This window comes from Brevibacillus sp. RS1.1 (assembly GCF_013284365.1).
Taxonomy (GTDB): Bacteria; Bacillota; Bacilli; order Brevibacillales; family Brevibacillaceae; genus Brevibacillus; species Brevibacillus brevis_D.
The window spans coordinates 1-18,864 of sequence record NZ_JABSVA010000022.1 but is presented as its reverse complement, the minus strand read 5'-3'; the positions used below and the strand labels follow the sequence as shown (position 1 = coordinate 18,864).

The window sequence follows — 18,864 nt, the reverse complement described above, 5'->3', positions numbered from 1 at the left end:
CGTACAAACCGTTCGAGATTATATTACCTACTATAACTCAAGTCGTATTCAAACGAAACTAAACAACCAGTCGCCGATTGAATTCCGACGACTAGCTGCTTAAACTTGTAAGGTGTTTTGATCCCTGTCCTACAAACGGGGGTCAGTCCCAGTCCAGGTGGTGCTCTTTCAATCCACTAAATTATATCCAATAACCGTATATCCAATATCATTTAACAGGACTTGAAATTCCTCGTCACTGATGTGCTCTCCGTTCGTAATTCGTGAATGCAAATCAGCGATTCGGTCATAAACAGCGCGATTGGTAGACACGTACAAAATGTTAAAGCGTGTTTCTGCCTGTAAGCTTGACCTCATCCGGTTCACAACACGTCTGTGCAGTGAATCTGGATGTCCATTATCGACTCGCACAATTTTTCCCGGCGTATACGGGATCGACGTCCGTGGATTGACTTCGTCAGGCTTTGGTGTATCAACTGGCAGCACACCTACAATCAAGTTATCCTTGTACGCTAACACCTTGATATCGGCTACACCGGGCAGCTTTTCCGCACGCCCTTCCAAGTACGTCACCAGCTGCGGTTCTCGCTGATGAACCCTCTTTTGGCTAATCATGGCTGCCGGTCCTTTGTCCCTACCGACGTTATCGTTCTGGAAGTTAATTCCGAGAGATTCAAATTTGGCCTGATTTCCGTTCTGATCTTCGGTGCCCTGTTCTTTGTTAGGCGAACACCCTGTCAGCAAGCCGGCAAACAGGAGCACAGCAATGATACTCCTACTTATTCGTCTCACAACAAAAACACCTCCTTGCACTTAGTGTGATGTGCAGGAGGTGTTCTTACTCAGGAAGTAGCTGCCTTATTGAGCGATAAACTCACCATCTACTGTATCTTGTTTTCCATCTTTTTCTGCTTTTAAAGTGAAGCTACGAATGCCATCATGGTCACCTTCCAGTTGGAACTTGAAGGTGCCATCCTTATTTACTGTAACCTCATATGTGTCATCTCCTACGATGACGACAACTTCTGAACCTGCTTCAACCTTCCCGGTAACCTGGTAATAAGCAAAGACGTTCACTTTTTTACCCTCAATACTCGCTTTATCGAACAATGTTACCTGTGTATCGGGTTTTTTCTCGTCTGTTCCAGGCTTTGCTGGATCTTTCGGCTTTTCCTGTTGGCCGACTTGATTAGGGTTCACATTATCCGCAATCAATACCGTTTGTGTCTTTGGATCCCATTCAACCTTGTAGCTCAGAGCTTCCGCGATGAAACGAACAGGTACTACAGTACGCTTGTTCACAATCTGTGCAGGTACGTCGAGGTTGATGGTTTGTCCATTTTTGTTGGCAATTTTTTGAGTAACGACCAATCTGATGTTATCTTTCCCTTTATTGATATTAACGGTACGAGTTTGTTCATTCCATTTCACTTCAAATCCAAGACTCTCTGCAATCGGACGAATCGGAACCAATGTCCGCCCTTGGGAGATAATAGGTGCTTGGTCAGGAAACGCAATTTGTTTTTTATTGTACTCCACCTTAACAGCATTCTGTACGGTTTTAGGCACTACAGGTGCAGTCGCTGCCGCTGTAGAAAACGCTGCCATCGGTACCAAGGCAATCGCGAGCAGTAATGAGGTTACTTTTTTCAGCAATACATTCACTCCATTTCCAAAAAGGTTCACACGATTCTTAATCTACTATAGGATGAAGGCTGTTTCAAGATTTTCCTGTAGACTCCCTTTCAAAAGAACATTTTTTCCTAATACCCCTCCTCTTTTCCGTTACTTTTTTCTGCTCCTTTTGACCTAATTTCAAATTGTTACAAAAATGCAACCATCTTGCTTTCCAAAAACGTTACAATAGACAAGAAGCGACAGTATTTTATCTTGAAAGAGGCAATGAATGATGAATAAATTTCTCCCTTTCCTCATCCTGGCAATTATCTTAACTTTAATTCCTCCAGTAGGAAGCTCCGCCAATACGACTGCCATCCAATTGGGAAGTGATGTACTGTTCAATCAGTTCCACTATCTCATTGAAGGAAAAAAAGTCGGATTAATTACGAATCAAACAGGTCAGAACAGTCAAATGGTTAGCACGATCGACATGTTACGACGAGATCGCTCCGTCCATTTAGCCGCTCTCTATGCACCTGAACACGGCCTCGACGGAAAAACGGTAGCAGGAAAACAGGTAACGAGCTTTGTTCATCCCGTCTACGCTATTCCGGTCTACGGCTTGTCTGGATCAACTCGCAAGCCGACACCGGAAATGCTGAAAGACATTGATATTCTTCTCGTCGATTTGCAGGATATTGGATCGAGAACCTACACATACATATCTACCTTGCAATACGCCATGACTGCAGCAAAAGAACAAGGAAAAGAAGTAATGGTACTGGATCGACCGAATCCCCTCGGTGGAACGATTGTCGAGGGGCCAGTAGTTGAACTACCTTACCGTTCCTTTATCGGAGTGGATACCCTCCCGCTTGCACATGGCATGACCATCGGAGAGCTGGCCTTGTATTTCAATCGTACCATCGGTGTAGATCTAACCGTTATTCCGATGCAAGGGTATACACGTGGCTTGATTTATCAACAGACAGGATTGGCCTGGATTCCGAGTTCTCCGCATCTCCCTAACTTGACCTCGGTTTTCGGGTATATGGCAACAGGTTTGGGTGAGGGTACCCCCCTTCGACAAGGAGACCATTTCACTTGGATCGGGGCAGAGGGTCTAGATTCGCACAAGTACGCCGATCTGTTAAATGGAAGTCTTCTGCCTGGCGTCATCTTTATTCCGGAGACTAAAGGAACTGCGGGGGGCGTCCGCCTTCAGATCAACGATCCACATCAGTTTAACCCGGCAAAAACAGGTATTTACGCGCTGGCTTATGCCAAGCAATTACAATCATTCCCTATACCAAAAAGTACGAGTATGCAAATCTCCATGTTCGACAAGGTGATGGGTACCAACAAAATCGGTCTGCTTCTCGAACAAGGCAAATCCCCTCAGGAGATAGTTTCTTCCTATGAAGCGGATCTTAAGAAATTTGTTGAGCTGAGGCAAAAATATTTGATCTATGGCGATGAACCGTTTATCCCGATGCAGCCGCTTCAACAGAAGCAACCAAAGCAGCCAGAACAACCAAAGAAACCGGAGCAACCGAAACCAGAACAACCAAAACCATCTAAGCCAGCAAAGCCAGAGACACCGACTCCACCGCAGACTGACAAACAAAAAGGAACGACCAATCAAACGAAGAAGCCTGAACCAGCTACAAAGCCGATCCCTCAGACACCGAAGTCTTCTGAGAAGATCGCTTATTTAACCTTTGACGATGGACCTTCACCTGTCACTCCACGCATTTTGGATACGCTGAAAGCGCATCAGGTCAAAGCCACTTTCTTTATTGTGGGCCGTGAGGTAGCTGGTCATGAGGCCATTCTCAAACGGATCGTAGCTGAAGGACATGCGGTGGGAGGACATTCGTATTCCCATAATTATCAGCTTCTTTACAAAAATATGGATGGCTTTTTTGCAGACGTGGAAAAAGGTAGTCAAATGATTGAAAAGGCAATTGGCGTAAAACCTACCGTGTTCCGCTATCCAGGTGGCAGTACGAATACTGTTAGTTTGAAATATCAAGATCCCACACGTTATAACAAGCAGCAGACCGTCATGCATGCGATCAAAGAAGAAGCAAAACAACGTGGCTATACGTTTATCGACTGGAATGTAACAAACGGCGATGCAAGGAGCAACAAGTACACAGCCGCGCAGGCACTGGCAAATGTAAAGCAGCAAGTAAAGTCACAAAAAGAAATTGTTGTCTTGATGCATGATTCCAGCACAAAGTCGCCAACAGCTGAAGCTCTCCCCCAAATCATTTCGTATTTGAAGGAAAAAGGTTATCGTTTTGAAGTCATTCAAGCCGATCGCCCAACTGTTTCCAACGTCAAATAATCACAGCAGCAAACGCCCGCTCCATAACAGAGCGGGTTTTTCTGTGCTTTAGACCTTGTGACTGGCTAAGTCGTCAGTGTTTCGTATCGGATGCGCAACTCTCTTTTCAAGATTTTTCCGCTGGGGTTTCGAGGAAGATTGTCAGCAATCACTACATATTTGGGTGCTTTGAAGGAGGAAAGGCGGTCTTTGCAAAAAGCAAGCATCTCGTCAGCAGTCAGTAACTCACCCGCTTTTGGGACAACAACAGCCGTCACTGCTTCGATCCAGAACGGATGGGGAACTCCGATCACAGCGACCTCTGACACTTTCGGATGTTGATAAATAAGCTCCTCAACCTCCCTGCTTGCTACGTTCTCTCCCCCCGATTTAATCATATCTTTTTTCCGGTCAACGACCGTGATATAGCCTTCGTCATCCATGATGCCTAAATCCCCGCTGTGAAACCACCCTCCTTGGAAGGCAGCCTGTGTCTTTTCCTCATCTCGGAAATACCCCAGCATCGCATGGCTGGTCCTGTGTACAATTTCACCAACACTACCACGAGGGACTTCATTCCCGTCATCATCGACGATTTTCGTTTCCACATTTAATGCTGGCTTGCCTGCAGCGCCTGGTTTTCTCATCTGATCCTTCGGTTGTAGCACAGTTGCTAATGGCGCCACTTCCGTCTGTCCGTAAAAATTGTAAAACTGAGCGTTTGGGAGGCGTTTACCGAGCTCTTTTAACACTTCTACTGGCATGATTGCTGCACCATAGTAGCACTTTTGCAAAGAACTTAAATTACGCGCGGCAAAATCGGGAGACCGTAGTAAAGCAATCCACACAGTTGGCGGACAAAACAACTGAGTCGCCTTATATGTCTCTACTGTCTGTAGCATCAACGCAGGGGTTGCCTGTTCCAAAATAATTCCACTTCCACCTAGATACACGTACGGTCCCAAAAAGCAGTGAAGCTGTGCACTATGGAACAAGGGAAGTGCATGAACCGCCACATCATCCTGCGTCATCCCGCCTTCGATAATCGTGCTGACATATTCGGAGATAATGCTTTTATGAGTGAGCATAACGCCCTTTGGCTTTGATTCCGTTCCGCTGGTATACAAAATCTGCACAACATCTTCGTCCACTATGTCTACTTCAGGCTCGTGGTCGTCTGCCGCTTCAATCATCGTGCGAAAAGGCAACCATTCCCCTGCTCGTTCTGCTGGTTTGGAGATGAGGGAAAGCAGCTTGGGGGAAATTCCAGCTAATTGGAGTCCGTCTTGGGCGAGCTGCAAGAATTCGGGAGCTGCGAAGCACGCACTCACTTCCGCATGACCGAAAATATAGGCGACATCTTCTTTATTCAACATGAAGTTGATCGGCACCATGATGGCCCCTGCTTTTGCTATCCCAAAGTTTAGAATCACAAAATCCATCGAGTTGCGTGACAATACTGCTACCCGCTCCCCTTTTTGCAAGCCTTTGGAAAGAAGCGAATGAGCTGTCTTGTTAGCAAGCTGATCAAGCTGCGTGTAGGTCAATACTTCTTCCTCAAAGTATAGGGCAGGCTTATCAGGATTTCGTCCACGACTTCTTCGCAAAATATCGCCAAGTGCATTTCTACGAACCCTTTGCGCTTCAAGCATGCAAATTCCCCCATCGGTTATAGTCTCCTCTCCATTATATAATAATTTCCTTTATTTTCTGATATTTTTACATAAAAAGAACCGACAACCACTCTCAAAGCTCTCGACCATAAAAAAGACCCCAGCTTTTCAACTGGAGTCGGTTCATTTGTATTTATGGCGGAGGGAGCAGGATTCGAACCCGCGTGAGCTTGCACTCTAACGGTTTTCAAGACCGCCCCGTTATGACCACTTCGGTATCCCTCCGTATTTCAACAATATTAACTATATCACAGCTCTACTATGATTTGCAAGAGCTCTTTCCTCATTTCTTTTATCGCTTGATGGCAACGAGTTTCAATTCCGTCATTTCTTCTATCGCGTATTTGACCCCTTCCCGACCAAGTCCGCTCTCCTTTACGCCACCGTAGGGCATATGGTCCACGCGAAATGTCGGAATATCATTTACCATCACACCGCCCACGCGAAGTTCTTCTGCCGCTTCCAAAGCCAACGACAGATTGTTGGTATAGACACCAGCCTGTAATCCAAAGCGGGAATCGTTGACCAACGTAATGCCATGCCGGACCGACTCCACTGGATTGATGAGAACGACAGGGCCGAGTACTTCCTGACAAGATACTTTTGCATCTGCCGGAACACCAGTCAACACCGTAGGCTGGAGCATCCGATCCACGATCTGTCCCCCACACTCCAAACGCGCCCCTTGTAGGAGTGCCTCATGAATCCACTCCATCGCACGTTCTGTTTCCCGGGGATTGATCATAGCGGAATAGTCCGCGTCCTCAGAAAGCGAATCACCACCGCGTAGTGCTCGTGTTTGTTCAACAAAACGTTGGACGAAATCCTGATAGATTTCTTTGACCACATAAATTCTTTGCACAGAGATACATACCTGCCCAGAGTAGGCGAAGGCGCCAAAAACGCATCGGGGAATCACTTCATTCAGTTGCACATCGCGATCAACGATCACTGCCGAATTCGATCCCAGCTCGAGCGTGACTCTTTTCATTCCCGCTCGATTGCGTATATCCAGCCCAATACTTGGACTCCCTGTAAAGGTCACCGCCCTGACTCTCGGATCAGACACGATTTGATCGCCAACGCTCGCCCCACTACCCGTGATCACATTGAGGGCGCCAGCAGGCACACCAGCTTGCTCTGCGAGCTCTGCGAGAAACAATGCGCTAAGCGGTGTCTGCGATGCTGGCTTGAGAACTACGGTATTGCCAGCAGCGAGAGCAGGTCCGACCTTATGGGCAACGAGATTCATCGGAAAAGGAAAGGGTGTAATGGCCCCGATAACTCCCAGTGGCTCACGCACGGTATAAGCCAGGCGTCCCTCTCCCCCGATCGCTGAATCGAGAGGTACGGTTTCGCCGTGGAGGCGTTTGGCTTCCTCTGCCGCAAACTTATACGTCTGAATGGTTCGAATCACTTCACCACGGGCTGTTTTGATTGGTTTCCCCGCTTCTATTGCGATGATCCGCGCCGCTTCCTCCAAGCGTTCATTCATCAAAATCGAGATTCTTTCAAGCAGGAAGGCGCGTTGATAGGCAGAAAGGCGCCGCATGACGGCAGTCGCTTCGTGGGCCGCAGCAATTGCTTTTTCAACCAATGATGAGTCTGCTTGCGAAATTTGTGCAATCTCTTGACCCGTACATGGAGAGAGTAGGGGTGCATGAACAGTAGCTGGCACCCATTCTCCCCCGATAAAGCACGTTTTTTTCATCGGCATATCCCCACCCTCATTGATTGGCGTTCACCTTGCAATCATTCTCCCTCATACACGTGCCTTCCTGTCTCGATTTTGAAATATTTGGATATCTTTACTCTTTCACACTTTCAGCCACACCGCACCATTCCAGTAACGTCAGCGCAAAGATCTCGGCACAACGGAACACCTCATCCAACACGATGTATTCATTCGGATAGTGTGCAACCTGTGTGACGCCAGGTCCAACAACAATCGCTGGCGTATTGGCCAAAGCGGTCAACAAACCACCGTCTGTTCCCCAAGGCGATGCTTCCACAATGGCACGATCTCCTGTCACAGCTTCAAACTGCGCTTGCAAAATATCCATCAACGGATGATCGAGCTCCACTGCTCCGGGAACCCAACGAGCTCCGAACCACTCCAGCTCAACAGGGTGTTCTGCAAACCACGGATCGACCTCTGCCAGCTTTTTCAGTGCTGCCGCCATTTCCGCTTTGGCATCATCCATCTGTTCTCCTGGGGCAACCCCCATCCTTCCTTCCAGCTTGACGAGGTCAGCTACAGACGAAGGCCACTTGCCACCCTCAATCACCCCCAGATTAATCGGGATCGGAATAGGCAGCTTGGCATAGAGCGGATCGTCGAGTCGATCGTTACGCTCTTTTTCCAATTGTCCAATGGCTTGAACGACGAGTATGCTCTTTTCGATGGCACTGACTCCCTCGTAGCGGGTCCCTCCGTGAGCAGAACGGCCTTTGACGGTCAATCTGAACCACATGGAGCCTTGCTGCTTCGGGAAAATTTTCATATTGGTCGGCTCTGGAATCAGGGCAGCATCCGCCTTGTAACCGCGAATGATCGTCGCCAATGTGCCTGCACCACCGCTTTCTTCTTCTACCACGCTTTGAAAAATGACGTCGCCTTTCAGTTGCACACCCAACTTCTGTAGAACCTGGATCGCCAACAGGGAAGATAAGTTTCCACCCTTCATGTCGGTTGCTCCGCGCCCGTAAAGCTTGCCGTCCTCAACCTTCCCGCTAAACGGATCATCGCTCCACTGTGCCAGATCACCCGCGGGCACTACATCCACGTGTCCGTTTAGAATGATGGAGCGGCCATCTCCTTGTCCCTTCCACACACCGACGACATTCGGGCTGCTTTCAAACGTCGTCCGCGGGGAGACAAAATACGGATGTGACACCAGCTCATCGCTTTCCATGACCCATAAGTCAACGACCAGCCCCATCTGCTCCAAAAGCTCTGCAATGCTTTGTTGAATGGATTGCTCTTCTCCTTGTACACTCGGGCTTTTTACCCATTGCTGCAGCAGTTGAACTGCGGCCTCGCGATCTTTTTCCAACTGCTCCCGTATAAGCACCTGCCAGTTTGCCATGTTTTTCCCCCGTTCCATGGATTTGTCTTTGCTTAGCGGAAAACGCCAACCTCTCCGTCCATCTTGAGTTCGGCTTCCGTTGCTCCAATCACGTCAGCGACACTGTATGGATACATGACTTCTCGCAGGTACAAACCATCTGGCATGACCTCCATTACAGCCATGTCCGTGATGATCAAATCCGCAGCTTTTGTCGCGGTTAACGGCAGTGAGCATTCCCGAACGATTTTCGAACGTCCGTTTTTATCCAGATGCGTGGTCACAACCATGACCTTCTTGGCCTTTTGTGCCAGCTCCATAGCTCCACCCATGCCAGGGACACGCTTGCCTGGAACGATCCAGTTGGCAATGTCACCATTTTGGCTTACTTCCAAGACTCCTAAAATCGTCATATCCAATAGTCCACGTCGGATGATGGCAAAAGCAGTCGCACTGTCAAAAAAGGATGCCCCTGTGGCAAGCGTGACAGGAAAACCGCCCGCATTGCATAGCATGGCGTTCTCCTCGCCTTTCGCAGGGCTTGGTCCTGTACCAAGGATGCCGTTCTCCGCGTGAAACATGACTCGTTTCTCAGCTGGGATAAAATCCGCAACTAACGTTGGAATGCCGATTCCCAAGTTAATAATCATGCCGTCTTCCACTTCCAATGCTGCGCGGCGGGCAATACGTTCACGATAGCTCTCGGTTTCTTTTACTTCTCCCATGCCCATTGCCAGTTCACCCCTTCACTTTGGACGATAAAGTTCACGAAAACGCCCGGGGTGACGATTTCTTCCGGGTCGATCATGCCTACCTCTACTATCTCATCCGCCTCCACGATGGTAATGTCGCCCGCCATCGCCACTAACGGATTGAAATTGCGTGCACTAGTATCAAACACCAAATTGCCAAAGCGATCCGCTTTTTTCGCATGTACGATAGCCACTTCGGCAGTGAGCGGTGTCTCCAACAAGTATTCCTTTCCATCCAGAACGACCTTCTGCTTCCCTTTTTCCGCGATCGTCCCGATGCCGACATCCGAGAGAATGCCTCCCAGACCGACTCCACCTGCCCGTACACGCTCTGCAAGTATCCCCTGCGGGCAGAACTCTACCTCCAGCTCTCCAGCCGTCATTTGGGCCCCTGCGTTCGGATTTGAGCCAATGTGAGAAGCAATCACTTTTTTGACGCGCTTTTCGGTCACCAGCTTACCTATTCCGATATGCGGGAAAGCAGTATCGTTACTGATCAGCGTCAGATCACGCACGCCTTTATCCAAAATTCCCTGAATCAATGTAGGCGGGTTGCCCACCCCACCGAATCCCCCTGCCAACAGCGTCATCCCATCGCGAAAATGGGTGAGCGCTTCGGACAGGGAGACGATCTTTTCAAATCGGTTTGTCATCCTCGTTCCTCCTTCTCTATCCGATCAGTGCTTTGTCCTGGAGCTCTTGCTGAACAGCTATCACCGCTTCTTTCAGCAGAGCTATCAGTTCATCGATTTGCTCCGTAGTAATGGTCAGTGGAGGTGAGATGATGACAGCGTCTCCTGCCACTCCTTCGATCCCCCCCATTGCCGGATAAATAAGCAGGCCTTTTTCAAATGCTTTTTGAATGACCTTCCCGCCTACTCCTTGGGAAAGCGCAAACGGCTCTTTTGTCTGCTTGTTTTTCACAAATTCCAGCGCGCACAGCATACCAAGACCACGTGCATCTCCGATTAACGGGAGCTCGTCTGCCAGTTCTTTAAGGCGGGCAAGCAAATAGGCACCTTGTTCTGCCGCTTTTTCGACGAGCTGATGCTTCTCTACATAATCAAGGACAGCCAGAGAAACAGCAGCAGATTGTGGGTTAGCACTATACGTATGTCCTGCCATAATCGAGCCGCTGCCTTTTGTAATCGTCTCAATGATTTCGTCCGAGACAATCGTAGCAGCCATAGGCGTGTAACCGGCACTCATGCCTTTGCCCAATGTCATTAAGTCAGGTACGACGCCCCAATGGTCGACCCCAAACGCTTTCCCCGTGCGTCCTACTCCTGTCATTACTTCGTCTGCGATAAACAAAACCTCATACTTATCACAAATCTCGCGAATACGTTGGAAGTAACCGTCTGGCGGCACGACCGCTCCCCCAGAAGCCCCGATGACAGGCTCTGCGATGAATGCCGCTACCTGCTCAGGTCCTACGCGCAAAATTGCGGTCTCCAGCTCGTTTGCACACGCAAGCGCATACGATTCGAGGGACATGTCTTCTGGTTTGCGATACGGATATGGTCCTGTGATCGCCGGATAGTCAGCCAATAATGGAGTGAAACGCTTTCGGCGCAAGACGTGCCCAGACATCGAAAGTGCGCCCATTGTAATCCCGTGATAGCTCATCCAACGGGAGATAATCCGATTTTTCGTTGGTCTTCCTTTTTCCTGCCAGTACTGAATCGCAATTTTTTGTGCTGTCTCCGTTGCTTCCGAACCGCTGCTGACAAAAAAAGTCCAGTTCAAAGAGCCTGGTGCCCACTCTGCTAGCTTTGTAGCCAGCTTCTCCACAGCATCGCTGCTGAAATGCGAGCGGTATACAAAGGAAACCTCCTTGGCTTGCGCATACATCGCCTCAGCCACTTCTTCTACACCGTGACCAATGCTTGCCGTCACCGCTCCGCTGGAACCGTCGATGTAACGATTCCCCTCTTTATCGTAAAGATAGATGCCTTTTCCGTGAGAAATAACTGAATACTCTTTGCCCAATTCAGGCTTGATTACATAGCTTTTCGTCATTTTCGTCGCCACCTCGCTTATTCTCTACCTCTATCCTAGCTGACCAGCACGCAAGAGCCATCCGACGTGCTGGCAAAAAAACATGGAAAAGAGACAAAATCTTTTGTACATTTTGTATAAGAGAACCTTTACCGAGAGCTTTTGGAGGAGATGCCTGATGACCATCACGATAAGAGAAGCACTACAACTGCCGGATATGGTTCATACCAGGCTGATCGCAGGAGCAGGCGGACTCGACAATCCGATTCGTTGGGTAACAATTGTCGAAGTACTGGAGGATACGAGTCGCCTGCAAGAAGGCGAATTTTTGATAACAACTGGTTTTGGACTGGCTGAGCATACAGAAAAGCTCGCTTCTTTTATTCCTTCGTTGGCGAAGCAAAAGCTGAGTGGCGTTGCGATTCATACAGGCTTTTATTTACGGGAAATTCCCGAGACGTTTTTGACCTTGGCGGATCACTATCAACTTCCATTGATTGAAATTCCCACGGAGATAAACTTCTCAACCATAACCAAAGCCATTTTGCAGCCGATCATGAATCGGCAATTTGAAACGCTGGCCTATTCCTCGGCGATTCATAACCGAATGATTGATGCTGCCCTGTCCAAGGGAGGCCTTCCCGCCATTGCTGGCGAGCTTGCAGCACTTACCGGAGGCGTCGTGTCGCTCGTCGATGCATTAGGCTTTGAAGTCACACAGCATGGCAGTTCGGAAGCACTTCCGCATGATCAGTCTCAGGAAATCGCGCATCGTGTACCGATTCGCGCCAATCGCGAGCATTTTGGCACGTTGACCTTAACGAAGCCCGAGCACGCCTGGAAAGAGCTCGATGACGTCGCTCTACAGCATGCCTCTACCTTATGCGCACTCGAATATGTAAAGGAAAGAGCAGTAGCCGCAACGGAATGGCGGTTAAAAGGGGATTTTGTGGAGGAGTTGCTGAATGGGCAGCAGATGACCCATACGGAGCTGGAGAGCCGTTGTCGCATGCTGGGGTACCCGCTTACTGGTCATCATCTCTGTGTCGCTGTTCGTGTAGAGGTAGCCGATCAGACGATGCTCGGAGACATGCATCAAAGTGTCATTACATTGATGCGGAGGCTTAGCGACCGTCATCAGCGCTCTTATTTGCTGCGCGAACGACCGCATTGCCTCTTGTTTATTTTGCCGGATGATCAGACGAGCCTACGCCTGTTGGAACAGCTTACTTCCCGCTGGAGAGGGCTGCACCCTGAACTTGCCCTACAGATCGCCTTGAGCAATCCCTGCGAGCAATTACCAAACGTCGTCAGCGCCTCCGAAGAAGCGATGTTTGCTCTACAAGCGTACCCGCTATTGGCCCAATCCCCGCAAATTTTGCGATACCGGGATATGCAGGGCTATCAGTTTTTGTTTCCATACCATCGTGAAAAAGAAAGCTTGCTGCGTCTGTGGAACCCATTGCTGGAACCATTAATTCGCTATGATACGAAATACAATCAACAGCTTCTCGAAACCCTTGAGGTTTATTTGGCTCAGAATGGAAACGGGCTACAGACCTCGCAAGCCTTGTATATCCATCGACATACGCTCAAGTACCGGTTGACCCAGATTGAAGAAAAAACAGGCTACCGCCTGGAGGATGCTCATCAACGCTGGCAGCTTCAATTGGCCTTGATGGCCCGTCGTCTGCAACAGCAGTTGTATCCTACAAACAGGTAGCCTGTTAATCCCTCGTCGGGCGAAGTGGCTTTACCCATATATTCATGTCTTCATAGCCTGAAAAGATCGTACAATTGTTAATCAGCCGTCCTCGGTATGCATAACCCATCTTGGCAGCCGTCACATTCATTCCTGCTGATTGTGCCCGGGTCAAGGTGTACAAAAAGTAAATCCCCGTCTCCTCCATCCTTTGTTCCAGCGCGATAAACAGTGGTTGGAGGAGGCCTTTCCCCGCATGGTCTGGATGGGTCGCGCAATCCGTCATTTCCGCAGAACCAAATCGTTCAGATACTTCAGCTGATGCAGCACATGCAATCTTGCCTTCAAATTCAACGACATAGTAGATGGTACCTTCCTGCATGGTTTTGCGAATGTAGGACGGATCGTTCATCGGTGTAGGATACGTCGCGAATACCAGTCCATACAAACACGCCAATTCCTTCGTGTCTGCCTCCGTTGCTTCACGCAGGTTGTATCCCTCTGGTAATGATTTCTCTATCGTACTCCCCGCTTTTGACAGGCTCAACGTAAGAATTTCCTCGGCAAGTTTTTCTGCACCAGAGGTAGCCCGCTCTTTTGTCAGATAGCAGGTGAGCATCTGTGCGTTTTCCCCTTGAAAAAAACCATCAATGGTTCCCTCCAGCTCGTACCCCAGGGATTGCCATTGTGGAATATCTTGTTTCTTCCCGTACACAATCACTTTTGTTGCCTCTGACTCTTCAGCCAGCTCCTTCATGACCCGATCCCACTGCTCGATTTGTGATGGTTCATACACGTGCAGCTTTACGCGGCCATTTTGTCGATCAATGATCAGGTCGCCAGCCTCCTGTGCGCCTACAACATTTATCACGGTCTTCATCCTCCCCTGCAATACTCCTCCTCTCATTGTAGCAAAACGAGTAAGGCCGTCATCTGCCAATCTGTATAAAAAAGCGTTCCTCATGCACAAAAAAACAGAAGGTGGGCATTCTGTTGGGTCATATTTACCGGTTCTTCATACCATGAGAGTAGGTGCTTCATGTGCGGGAAGGAGGGGTGTTTTTTGTGAGCTGCAATAACAATTTTGCCCTGATCCTTGTCCTCTTTGTCCTTTTGGTCATCGTACTCGTCGTAATCGGATAGACATCTGGAGATGCCTCTCATATCAGGTCGTATCGAGGGGCCCTTTACATATCATAGTAGAAGGTAATGACACGCTCGAGAAGGGAGGAAGCCCTCGTGCCCCCACTTATCTATGCCCATCGTGGCGCTTCCGGCCTGTTTCCGGAAAATACGATGGAATCGTTTCAAGGAGCCGTCCGCCGAAAAGCCAATGGGATCGAATTAGACGTTCAGCTCAGCAGTGACAATAAGCTGGTTGTCATTCATGACCATAACCTGGAACGCACGACCAATGGTTCCGGTTTGGTTCGCCATTACACATTGCGTGAACTGCGTCAGCTTCGAGCAGATAAAGGCTCGTCTATGCGACTACCAAAAGCACACATTCCAACCCTACAGGAGGTATTCCAGTCGTTTGTCGACACACCACTGCGCTTCATCATCGAGATGAAAAATTTTTTCCTCGATCAACCTCACTTAGAGGAGCTCGTCATCGAACAAATCAGACGTTATCAGCTAACAGAGCGAACCATCATTTCAACATTTAACTTCGACAGCCTTTTACGAATCAAGCAATTGGATGCCAGGCAAACAACAGGACTTTTATACGTGGGACCACTCGTCAAGCCTTGGGAAGTAGCCAGCAGATATCGTGCTGATCAACTGCACGTCCCCTATGATCAATTGACGGAAGACTTGGTCAAACAAGCAAAGCAGCATCATTTTGAAGTTTTGAGCTGGACGATAAATACTGGTCGGCAAATCCAGCGAGCCATTGACTGTGAGGTAGATGGTCTGATCACCAATTACCCGAAGCGTGCGAGAAATCTGATTCGCAATCTTTAAAAAAGAAAGGGAGCCCTTAAAAAGGCTCCCTGCTTGTTGCTATGACTTTTACGTGCGTGGTACGAATAACTTTCCTTGCCAGCTATTCCGCGCTTTCAGTTCTGCGTCAATGCCATTCAGAACTTCCCACTTTTTACGACTCCACATCGGTCCAATCAAGAGATCAGGTGGTCCGTCCCCTGTGATTCGATGGACAATCATTTCTGGAGGTAAAATTTCCAATGTATCTACAACGAGCTTCGTGTACTCTTCCTGCGATAGGAATTCCAAGAGACCTGCTTCATATTGCTTCACCATCGGCGTTTTGCGCAGCAGATGCAACAGGTGTATTTTGATTCCCTGCACATCCAGATGTGCTACAGCATCTGCCGTCTGCATCATCTTTTCGTGGCTCTCTCCTGGCAATCCATAGATGATATGAGAGCATACACGGATGTTGTGCTTGCGCAGCCTCTCTACAGCGTCCACGTAGCATTGATAATCGTGCGCTCGATTAATTAACTGGGCTGTGTGCTCATGGACTGTTTGGAGACCAAGCTCCACCCACAAATAGGTGCGCTCATTCAATTCAGCCAAATACTCCACGACGTCGTCTGGCAGGCAGTCAGGACGTGTGGCAATAGAGAGTCCAACTACGCCTTCTTGTTGGAGGATGACTTCGTACATCTCCCGCAGCTCCTCCACAGGCGCATACGTATTTGTGTACGCTTGGAAGAAGCCCAAATACTTGGCTTGTGGCCACTTCTCGTGCATGCGATTTTTCACATCATGGAACTGTTTTTCCAGATCCATTCTGCGGTCACCGGCAAAGTCTCCAGATCCTCTCGCGCTGCAAAACGTGCAGCCGCCTGTCGCTACTTTCCCATCCCGATTCGGACAACTAAAACCGCCATCCAGTGGAACCTTGAAAATCTTTTCGTGAAAAGTCCCTCTTAAATGATAATTCCATGTATGGTATCGTTTATCGCCCCACAACAATGGGACGTCGTTGTTGTGAATATCTGTCGCGAGCTTCATTGCTGTTTTCCTCCTATGGGCACCGCTACGTCTGGCGCTGGTGCCTTAATCCCGTTGGCGAACGCTACTTGCTTGATCACGTCATTATACCAAATTCGGTAACGGTCTCGCTACTTTAAGATAATAGGAAAACCACAGGTGAATATTCCCCCTGTGGTTTTTGCTTGTTTACGTCACTATTGCTGGATCTCCTCGATACGAATCGCGCGTGTGTGAGAGGTATGACTCCACTCCTGGTTTTTCTTCGTAAAGAACGCGTAAAACATAATCGGAAGCCAGGTCAGGAAAAAGAATGGCAGCAAGAGGAGCCCGAAATACCCCTTCCACGGTACTTTATCCAAGTAGAGAGCCAAGAGCGGCAACAGGTAGAACACGGCAGTAGAACCGTATACCAGCCATGTAGGCAATATCGTGGATACTGTTGTCAGCGTACCGATATCAAAAAATCTTGCCAAGAACAATACCGACATCATCGTCACCATCAGCACATACATCGGTTGGAAGAGGTAGAAGGCTGCGTCAAGCATTCCCAGCTTTCTTGACTTCAATCCATTAAACAATACAGCTCGAATGTAGCGTCCTGCCACATCGTAGTGCCCTTGCATCCAACGCAAACGCTGGCGCATAGACGATTTTAAGTCAATCGGTTTTTCATCCCAGACCTTGGTGTCATGCGCCCAAGTCGGGTAAATACCGCGTTCAATACAACGTGTTGCAAATTCCAGGTCTTCCGTGAGACTGGTTGCTCCCCAGCCCATTTCTTTGAGCAGGTTGCTCTCAATGCACAAGCCAGTTCCGCCCAAAGTATTCGGCAGTCCCAAATTGTGACGAGCCAGCTGCCACATACGGTTTGTAAACCAGTAGGTAACCGCATAGGACAGCGTAATCCAGGAATCAAACGGGTTCTTGGAGTCGAGGTAACCTTGAATCACACGCGCCCCTTTGCAAAGACGGTCATTCATTACTTTCAGGAAGTTTTTCTCAACCAAGTTGTCAGCATCAAACATGACGACAGCGTCGTACTGCTTAGGTCTTGCCCAGAGGTTCTCCAGCATCCATTCGATGCCGTAGCCTTTCCCACGCTTGGATGTGTCAAAACGCTCACATGCAATTGCACCATGCGCCCGACTAATTTCTGCCGTGTTATCTGTACAGTTGTCGCAAATGACGAAGATGTCGTACATTTCACGTGGATAGTCGAGTTTCTTCAGGTTTTCAATAAGCGGAGCAACTACGGCGCTCTCATTGTGAGCAGCCACGAGCACAGCAAACGTCTTTTGCGGCTCAGATGTTACTTGCTCTTTTTTGCGGAACAGGCCTGCACAAGAAACCAGTGTTTGGTACGTGCCGATTACGCCCACCGCAGAAGTAAATCCGATGAATAATCCCTCAATGATCTCTCTAATTATACTCATGGGTTCTTCTCCTCGACCTAAACCAGATTGGGTCTGATCTGAATTTAGGTAGTGTTGTTTTTCCAACATTTCTCTATTGTTTTTCTCTCAATTGGCAGTTTACATCAAATACGATTCATAAGCAATGACCCAAAAGTGGGAAAAAATAAGGCACTGCTATCACCTTTCCCACCTTTTTCTCTTTCTATTCGACAGTGCTTCGCAGTTGGCAGAAAAAAAAGCCCTTGTCGAAAAAGGCTCCGTTTATTTAGAAAAACACAAACACTCGTTTCCATTTCTTCCTGATTGTTTCCGGGATTGGTGCGGTCGGCGAGACTCGAACTCGCACGGGTCGCCCCGCCACCCCCTCAAGATGGTGTGTCTGCCAATTCCACCACGACCGCCTATAAACGTTGATTTTGCACGTGTTTTTCTGTTGACATGAAGTACGTGTTTGAGTATACACAATCAATTTCCGCAAGTCAATACCGTTTTCGACTTGGATGGAGCCCATATTTTTCCTATCAAGCTATCATTTTCTGGCTCTGTCTTCTAGTAGATACGTTTGTCGAAAAAGAAAGTTACATGTCGCAAAAATTTTAAAAGAATGCAAGCGCCTCTCTACAAAAATATCATTGTTTCGTCACATTTTCTGAGTAGAAAGGGGACCATATTCTGTGGTTTTCTTACATAATTTATGACAAATCAGACAAAATATTTCCAAACGTGGATGAAAGTTTTTTTACTATTTTTTTGAACTAGGTCCTTTTGACTGACTACTTGCTTCTGATTTCCTCTTGAAAAGCGCACTATCTTCTACGAAAAAAACCTCCTGCGGACGCCACAACGTCCTAAGGAGGCTATCTTTTGTAAACGCGTGGCGTCCCAGGAGAGATTCGAACTCCCGACCGACGGCTTAGAAGGCCGTTGCTCTATCCTGCTGAGCTACTGGGACTAAAATGGAGGGAGTACCCGGATTTGAACCGGGGATAAGGGTTTTGCAGACCCGTGCCTTACCACTTGGCTATACTCCCGTGGGGCGATCGATGGGACTTGAACCCACGAATGCCGGAGCCACAATCCGGTGCGTTAACCCCTTCGCCACGACCGCCATAATTTTTATGAAGTTTGGTAGCGGTGGAGGGAATCGAACCCCCGACCTTTCGGGTATGAACCGAACGCTCTAACCAGCTGAGCTACGCCGCCAAAATAAAAATGGCGGAGAGTGAGGGATTCGAACCCTCGCTACGCTTGCGCATACTAACGGTTTAGCAAACCGTCCCCTTCGGCCTCTTGGGTAACTCTCCGTGATTATATGCACCTTCAAAACTAGATAT

General features: G+C 48.5%; 16 protein-coding genes and 7 tRNA genes. 5 read left to right on the top strand and 18 right to left on the bottom strand.

From position 1 onward, the window contains the following. On the top strand, window positions 1–103 hold a 103-nt coding region (locus HP570_RS29025), incomplete at its 5' end, for an IS3 family transposase (protein ID WP_173627953.1). A gap of 65 nt (window positions 104–168) precedes the next feature. On the opposite strand, the gene HP570_RS29020 is transcribed toward HP570_RS29025, so the two are convergent. Together HP570_RS29020 and HP570_RS29015 are read right to left on the bottom strand one after the other, a co-directional pair. Next, window positions 169–792, bottom strand: coding sequence for a YhcN/YlaJ family sporulation lipoprotein (locus HP570_RS29020; RefSeq protein ID WP_064203295.1), 624 nt, complete (start codon window positions 790–792; stop codon window positions 169–171). A gap of 66 nt (window positions 793–858) precedes the next feature. Beyond that, window positions 859–1,686: a copper amine oxidase N-terminal domain-containing protein gene (locus HP570_RS29015; RefSeq protein ID WP_173627952.1), complete on the bottom strand. Its 828-nt coding sequence runs from the start codon at window positions 1,684–1,686 to the stop codon at window positions 859–861. A 223-nt stretch (window positions 1,687–1,909) separates the two neighbouring features. Here HP570_RS29015 and HP570_RS29010 point away from each other — a divergent pair, with 223 nt between their 5' ends. Next, a complete protein-coding gene (locus HP570_RS29010; RefSeq protein ID WP_173627954.1) occupies window positions 1,910–3,973 on the top strand; it encodes an exo-beta-N-acetylmuramidase NamZ domain-containing protein in 2,064 nt (687 codons plus the stop codon). Window positions 3,974–4,038: 65 nt separating this feature from the next. Here HP570_RS29010 and HP570_RS29005 read toward each other — a convergent pair whose 3' ends face one another. The 7 genes from HP570_RS29005 to HP570_RS28975 all read right to left on the bottom strand — a co-directional run bounded on the left by HP570_RS29005 (window position 4,039) and on the right by HP570_RS28975 (window position 11,467). Continuing rightward, window positions 4,039–5,604, bottom strand: a complete 1,566-nt coding sequence (locus HP570_RS29005; protein ID WP_173627951.1) for an acyl-CoA synthetase — start codon at window positions 5,602–5,604, stop codon at window positions 4,039–4,041. A gap of 157 nt (window positions 5,605–5,761) precedes the next feature. Continuing rightward, a tRNA-Ser gene (locus HP570_RS29000) sits at window positions 5,762–5,850 on the bottom strand. A gap of 67 nt (window positions 5,851–5,917) precedes the next feature. Beyond that, a complete protein-coding gene (locus tag HP570_RS28995; RefSeq protein ID WP_173627950.1) occupies window positions 5,918–7,336 on the bottom strand; it encodes an aldehyde dehydrogenase family protein in 1,419 nt (472 codons plus the stop codon). Between the two features lie 97 nt (window positions 7,337–7,433). Further along, complete coding sequence (locus tag HP570_RS28990) at window positions 7,434–8,714, bottom strand: peptidase (RefSeq protein WP_173627949.1); 1,281 nt, start codon at window positions 8,712–8,714, stop codon at window positions 7,434–7,436. 32 nt (window positions 8,715–8,746) lie between these two features. Beyond that, window positions 8,747–9,424 carry a 3-oxoacid CoA-transferase subunit B gene (locus tag HP570_RS28985; protein WP_012685801.1) on the bottom strand — a complete coding sequence of 226 codons (678 nt, stop codon included), beginning with the start codon at window positions 9,422–9,424 and terminating at the stop codon, window positions 8,747–8,749. Beyond that, window positions 9,406–10,098 carry a 3-oxoacid CoA-transferase subunit A gene (locus HP570_RS28980; RefSeq protein WP_173627948.1) on the bottom strand — a complete coding sequence of 231 codons (693 nt, stop codon included), beginning with the start codon at window positions 10,096–10,098 and terminating at the stop codon, window positions 9,406–9,408. The genes HP570_RS28985 and HP570_RS28980 overlap by 19 nt, the downstream gene beginning before the upstream one ends. Window positions 10,099–10,114: 16 nt before the next feature. Continuing rightward, window positions 10,115–11,467, bottom strand: coding sequence for an aspartate aminotransferase family protein (locus tag HP570_RS28975; protein ID WP_064203289.1), 1,353 nt, complete (start codon window positions 11,465–11,467; stop codon window positions 10,115–10,117). A 157-nt stretch (window positions 11,468–11,624) separates the two neighbouring features. Between HP570_RS28975 and HP570_RS28970 the strand changes: the two genes are divergently transcribed. Beyond that, the gene (locus HP570_RS28970) at window positions 11,625–13,169 is read left to right on the top strand and encodes a PucR family transcriptional regulator (RefSeq protein ID WP_173627947.1); all 1,545 of its coding nucleotides are present in this window, start codon (window positions 11,625–11,627) and stop codon (window positions 13,167–13,169) included. A 4-nt stretch (window positions 13,170–13,173) separates the two neighbouring features. Here HP570_RS28970 and ablB read toward each other — a convergent pair whose 3' ends face one another. Continuing rightward, window positions 13,174–14,028: a putative beta-lysine N-acetyltransferase gene (gene ablB, locus HP570_RS28965; protein ID WP_173607528.1), complete on the bottom strand. Its 855-nt coding sequence runs from the start codon at window positions 14,026–14,028 to the stop codon at window positions 13,174–13,176. A gap of 152 nt (window positions 14,029–14,180) precedes the next feature. Between ablB and HP570_RS30090 the strand changes: the two genes are divergently transcribed. Further along, window positions 14,181–14,291, top strand: a complete 111-nt coding sequence (locus tag HP570_RS30090; protein ID WP_375138870.1) for a YjcZ family sporulation protein — start codon at window positions 14,181–14,183, stop codon at window positions 14,289–14,291. Between the two features lie 96 nt (window positions 14,292–14,387). Continuing rightward, window positions 14,388–15,116, top strand: a complete 729-nt coding sequence (locus HP570_RS28955) for a glycerophosphodiester phosphodiesterase (protein WP_173627946.1) — start codon at window positions 14,388–14,390, stop codon at window positions 15,114–15,116. Between the two features lie 48 nt (window positions 15,117–15,164). On the opposite strand, the gene mnmL is transcribed toward HP570_RS28955, so the two are convergent. The 8 genes from mnmL to HP570_RS28915 all read right to left on the bottom strand — a co-directional run bounded on the left by mnmL (window position 15,165) and on the right by HP570_RS28915 (window position 18,834). After that, the gene (mnmL, locus tag HP570_RS28950) at window positions 15,165–16,133 is read right to left on the bottom strand and encodes a tRNA modification radical SAM protein MnmL/YtqA (protein WP_173627945.1); all 969 of its coding nucleotides are present in this window, start codon (window positions 16,131–16,133) and stop codon (window positions 15,165–15,167) included. 176 nt (window positions 16,134–16,309) lie between these two features. Beyond that, a complete protein-coding gene (locus HP570_RS28945) occupies window positions 16,310–17,548 on the bottom strand; it encodes a glycosyltransferase family 2 protein (protein ID WP_087351532.1) in 1,239 nt (412 codons plus the stop codon). A 298-nt stretch (window positions 17,549–17,846) separates the two neighbouring features. Further along, window positions 17,847–17,931: transfer RNA gene (locus tag HP570_RS28940), tRNA-Leu, on the bottom strand. Between the two features lie 474 nt (window positions 17,932–18,405). Beyond that, window positions 18,406–18,482, bottom strand: a tRNA-Arg gene (locus HP570_RS28935). A gap of 5 nt (window positions 18,483–18,487) precedes the next feature. After that, window positions 18,488–18,561 (bottom strand) — tRNA-Cys (locus HP570_RS28930). A gap of 1 nt (window position 18,562) precedes the next feature. Then, window positions 18,563–18,638, bottom strand: a tRNA-His gene (locus HP570_RS28925). Between the two features lie 18 nt (window positions 18,639–18,656). Next, a tRNA-Met gene (locus HP570_RS28920) sits at window positions 18,657–18,733 on the bottom strand. Window positions 18,734–18,743: 10 nt separating this feature from the next. Further along, window positions 18,744–18,834: transfer RNA gene (locus HP570_RS28915), tRNA-Ser, on the bottom strand. Between the last annotated feature and the right edge of the window lie 30 nt (window positions 18,835–18,864).

What these genes read in the sequence shown, in the direction of transcription:
- HP570_RS28945 (WP_087351532.1), bottom strand. Translation starts at nt 17,548, where the DNA reads ATGAGTATAATTAGAGAGATCATTGAGGGATTATTCATCGGATTTACT.
- HP570_RS28990 (WP_173627949.1), bottom strand. Translation starts at nt 8,714, where the DNA reads ATGGCAAACTGGCAGGTGCTTATACGGGAGCAGTTGGAAAAAGATCGC.
- HP570_RS29010 (WP_173627954.1), top strand. Translation starts at nt 1,910, where the DNA reads ATGAATAAATTTCTCCCTTTCCTCATCCTGGCAATTATCTTAACTTTA.
- ablB (WP_173607528.1), bottom strand. Translation starts at nt 14,028, where the DNA reads ATGAAGACCGTGATAAATGTTGTAGGCGCACAGGAGGCTGGCGACCTG.
- HP570_RS28995 (WP_173627950.1), bottom strand. Translation starts at nt 7,336, where the DNA reads ATGAAAAAAACGTGCTTTATCGGGGGAGAATGGGTGCCAGCTACTGTT.
- HP570_RS28980 (WP_173627948.1), bottom strand. Translation starts at nt 10,098, where the DNA reads ATGACAAACCGATTTGAAAAGATCGTCTCCCTGTCCGAAGCGCTCACC.
- HP570_RS28970 (WP_173627947.1), top strand. Translation starts at nt 11,625, where the DNA reads ATGACCATCACGATAAGAGAAGCACTACAACTGCCGGATATGGTTCAT.
- HP570_RS28975 (WP_064203289.1), bottom strand. Translation starts at nt 11,467, where the DNA reads ATGACGAAAAGCTATGTAATCAAGCCTGAATTGGGCAAAGAGTATTCA.
- HP570_RS28985 (WP_012685801.1), bottom strand. Translation starts at nt 9,424, where the DNA reads ATGGGCATGGGAGAAGTAAAAGAAACCGAGAGCTATCGTGAACGTATT.
- HP570_RS29005 (WP_173627951.1), bottom strand. Translation starts at nt 5,604, where the DNA reads ATGCTTGAAGCGCAAAGGGTTCGTAGAAATGCACTTGGCGATATTTTG.
- mnmL (WP_173627945.1), bottom strand. Translation starts at nt 16,133, where the DNA reads ATGAAGCTCGCGACAGATATTCACAACAACGACGTCCCATTGTTGTGG.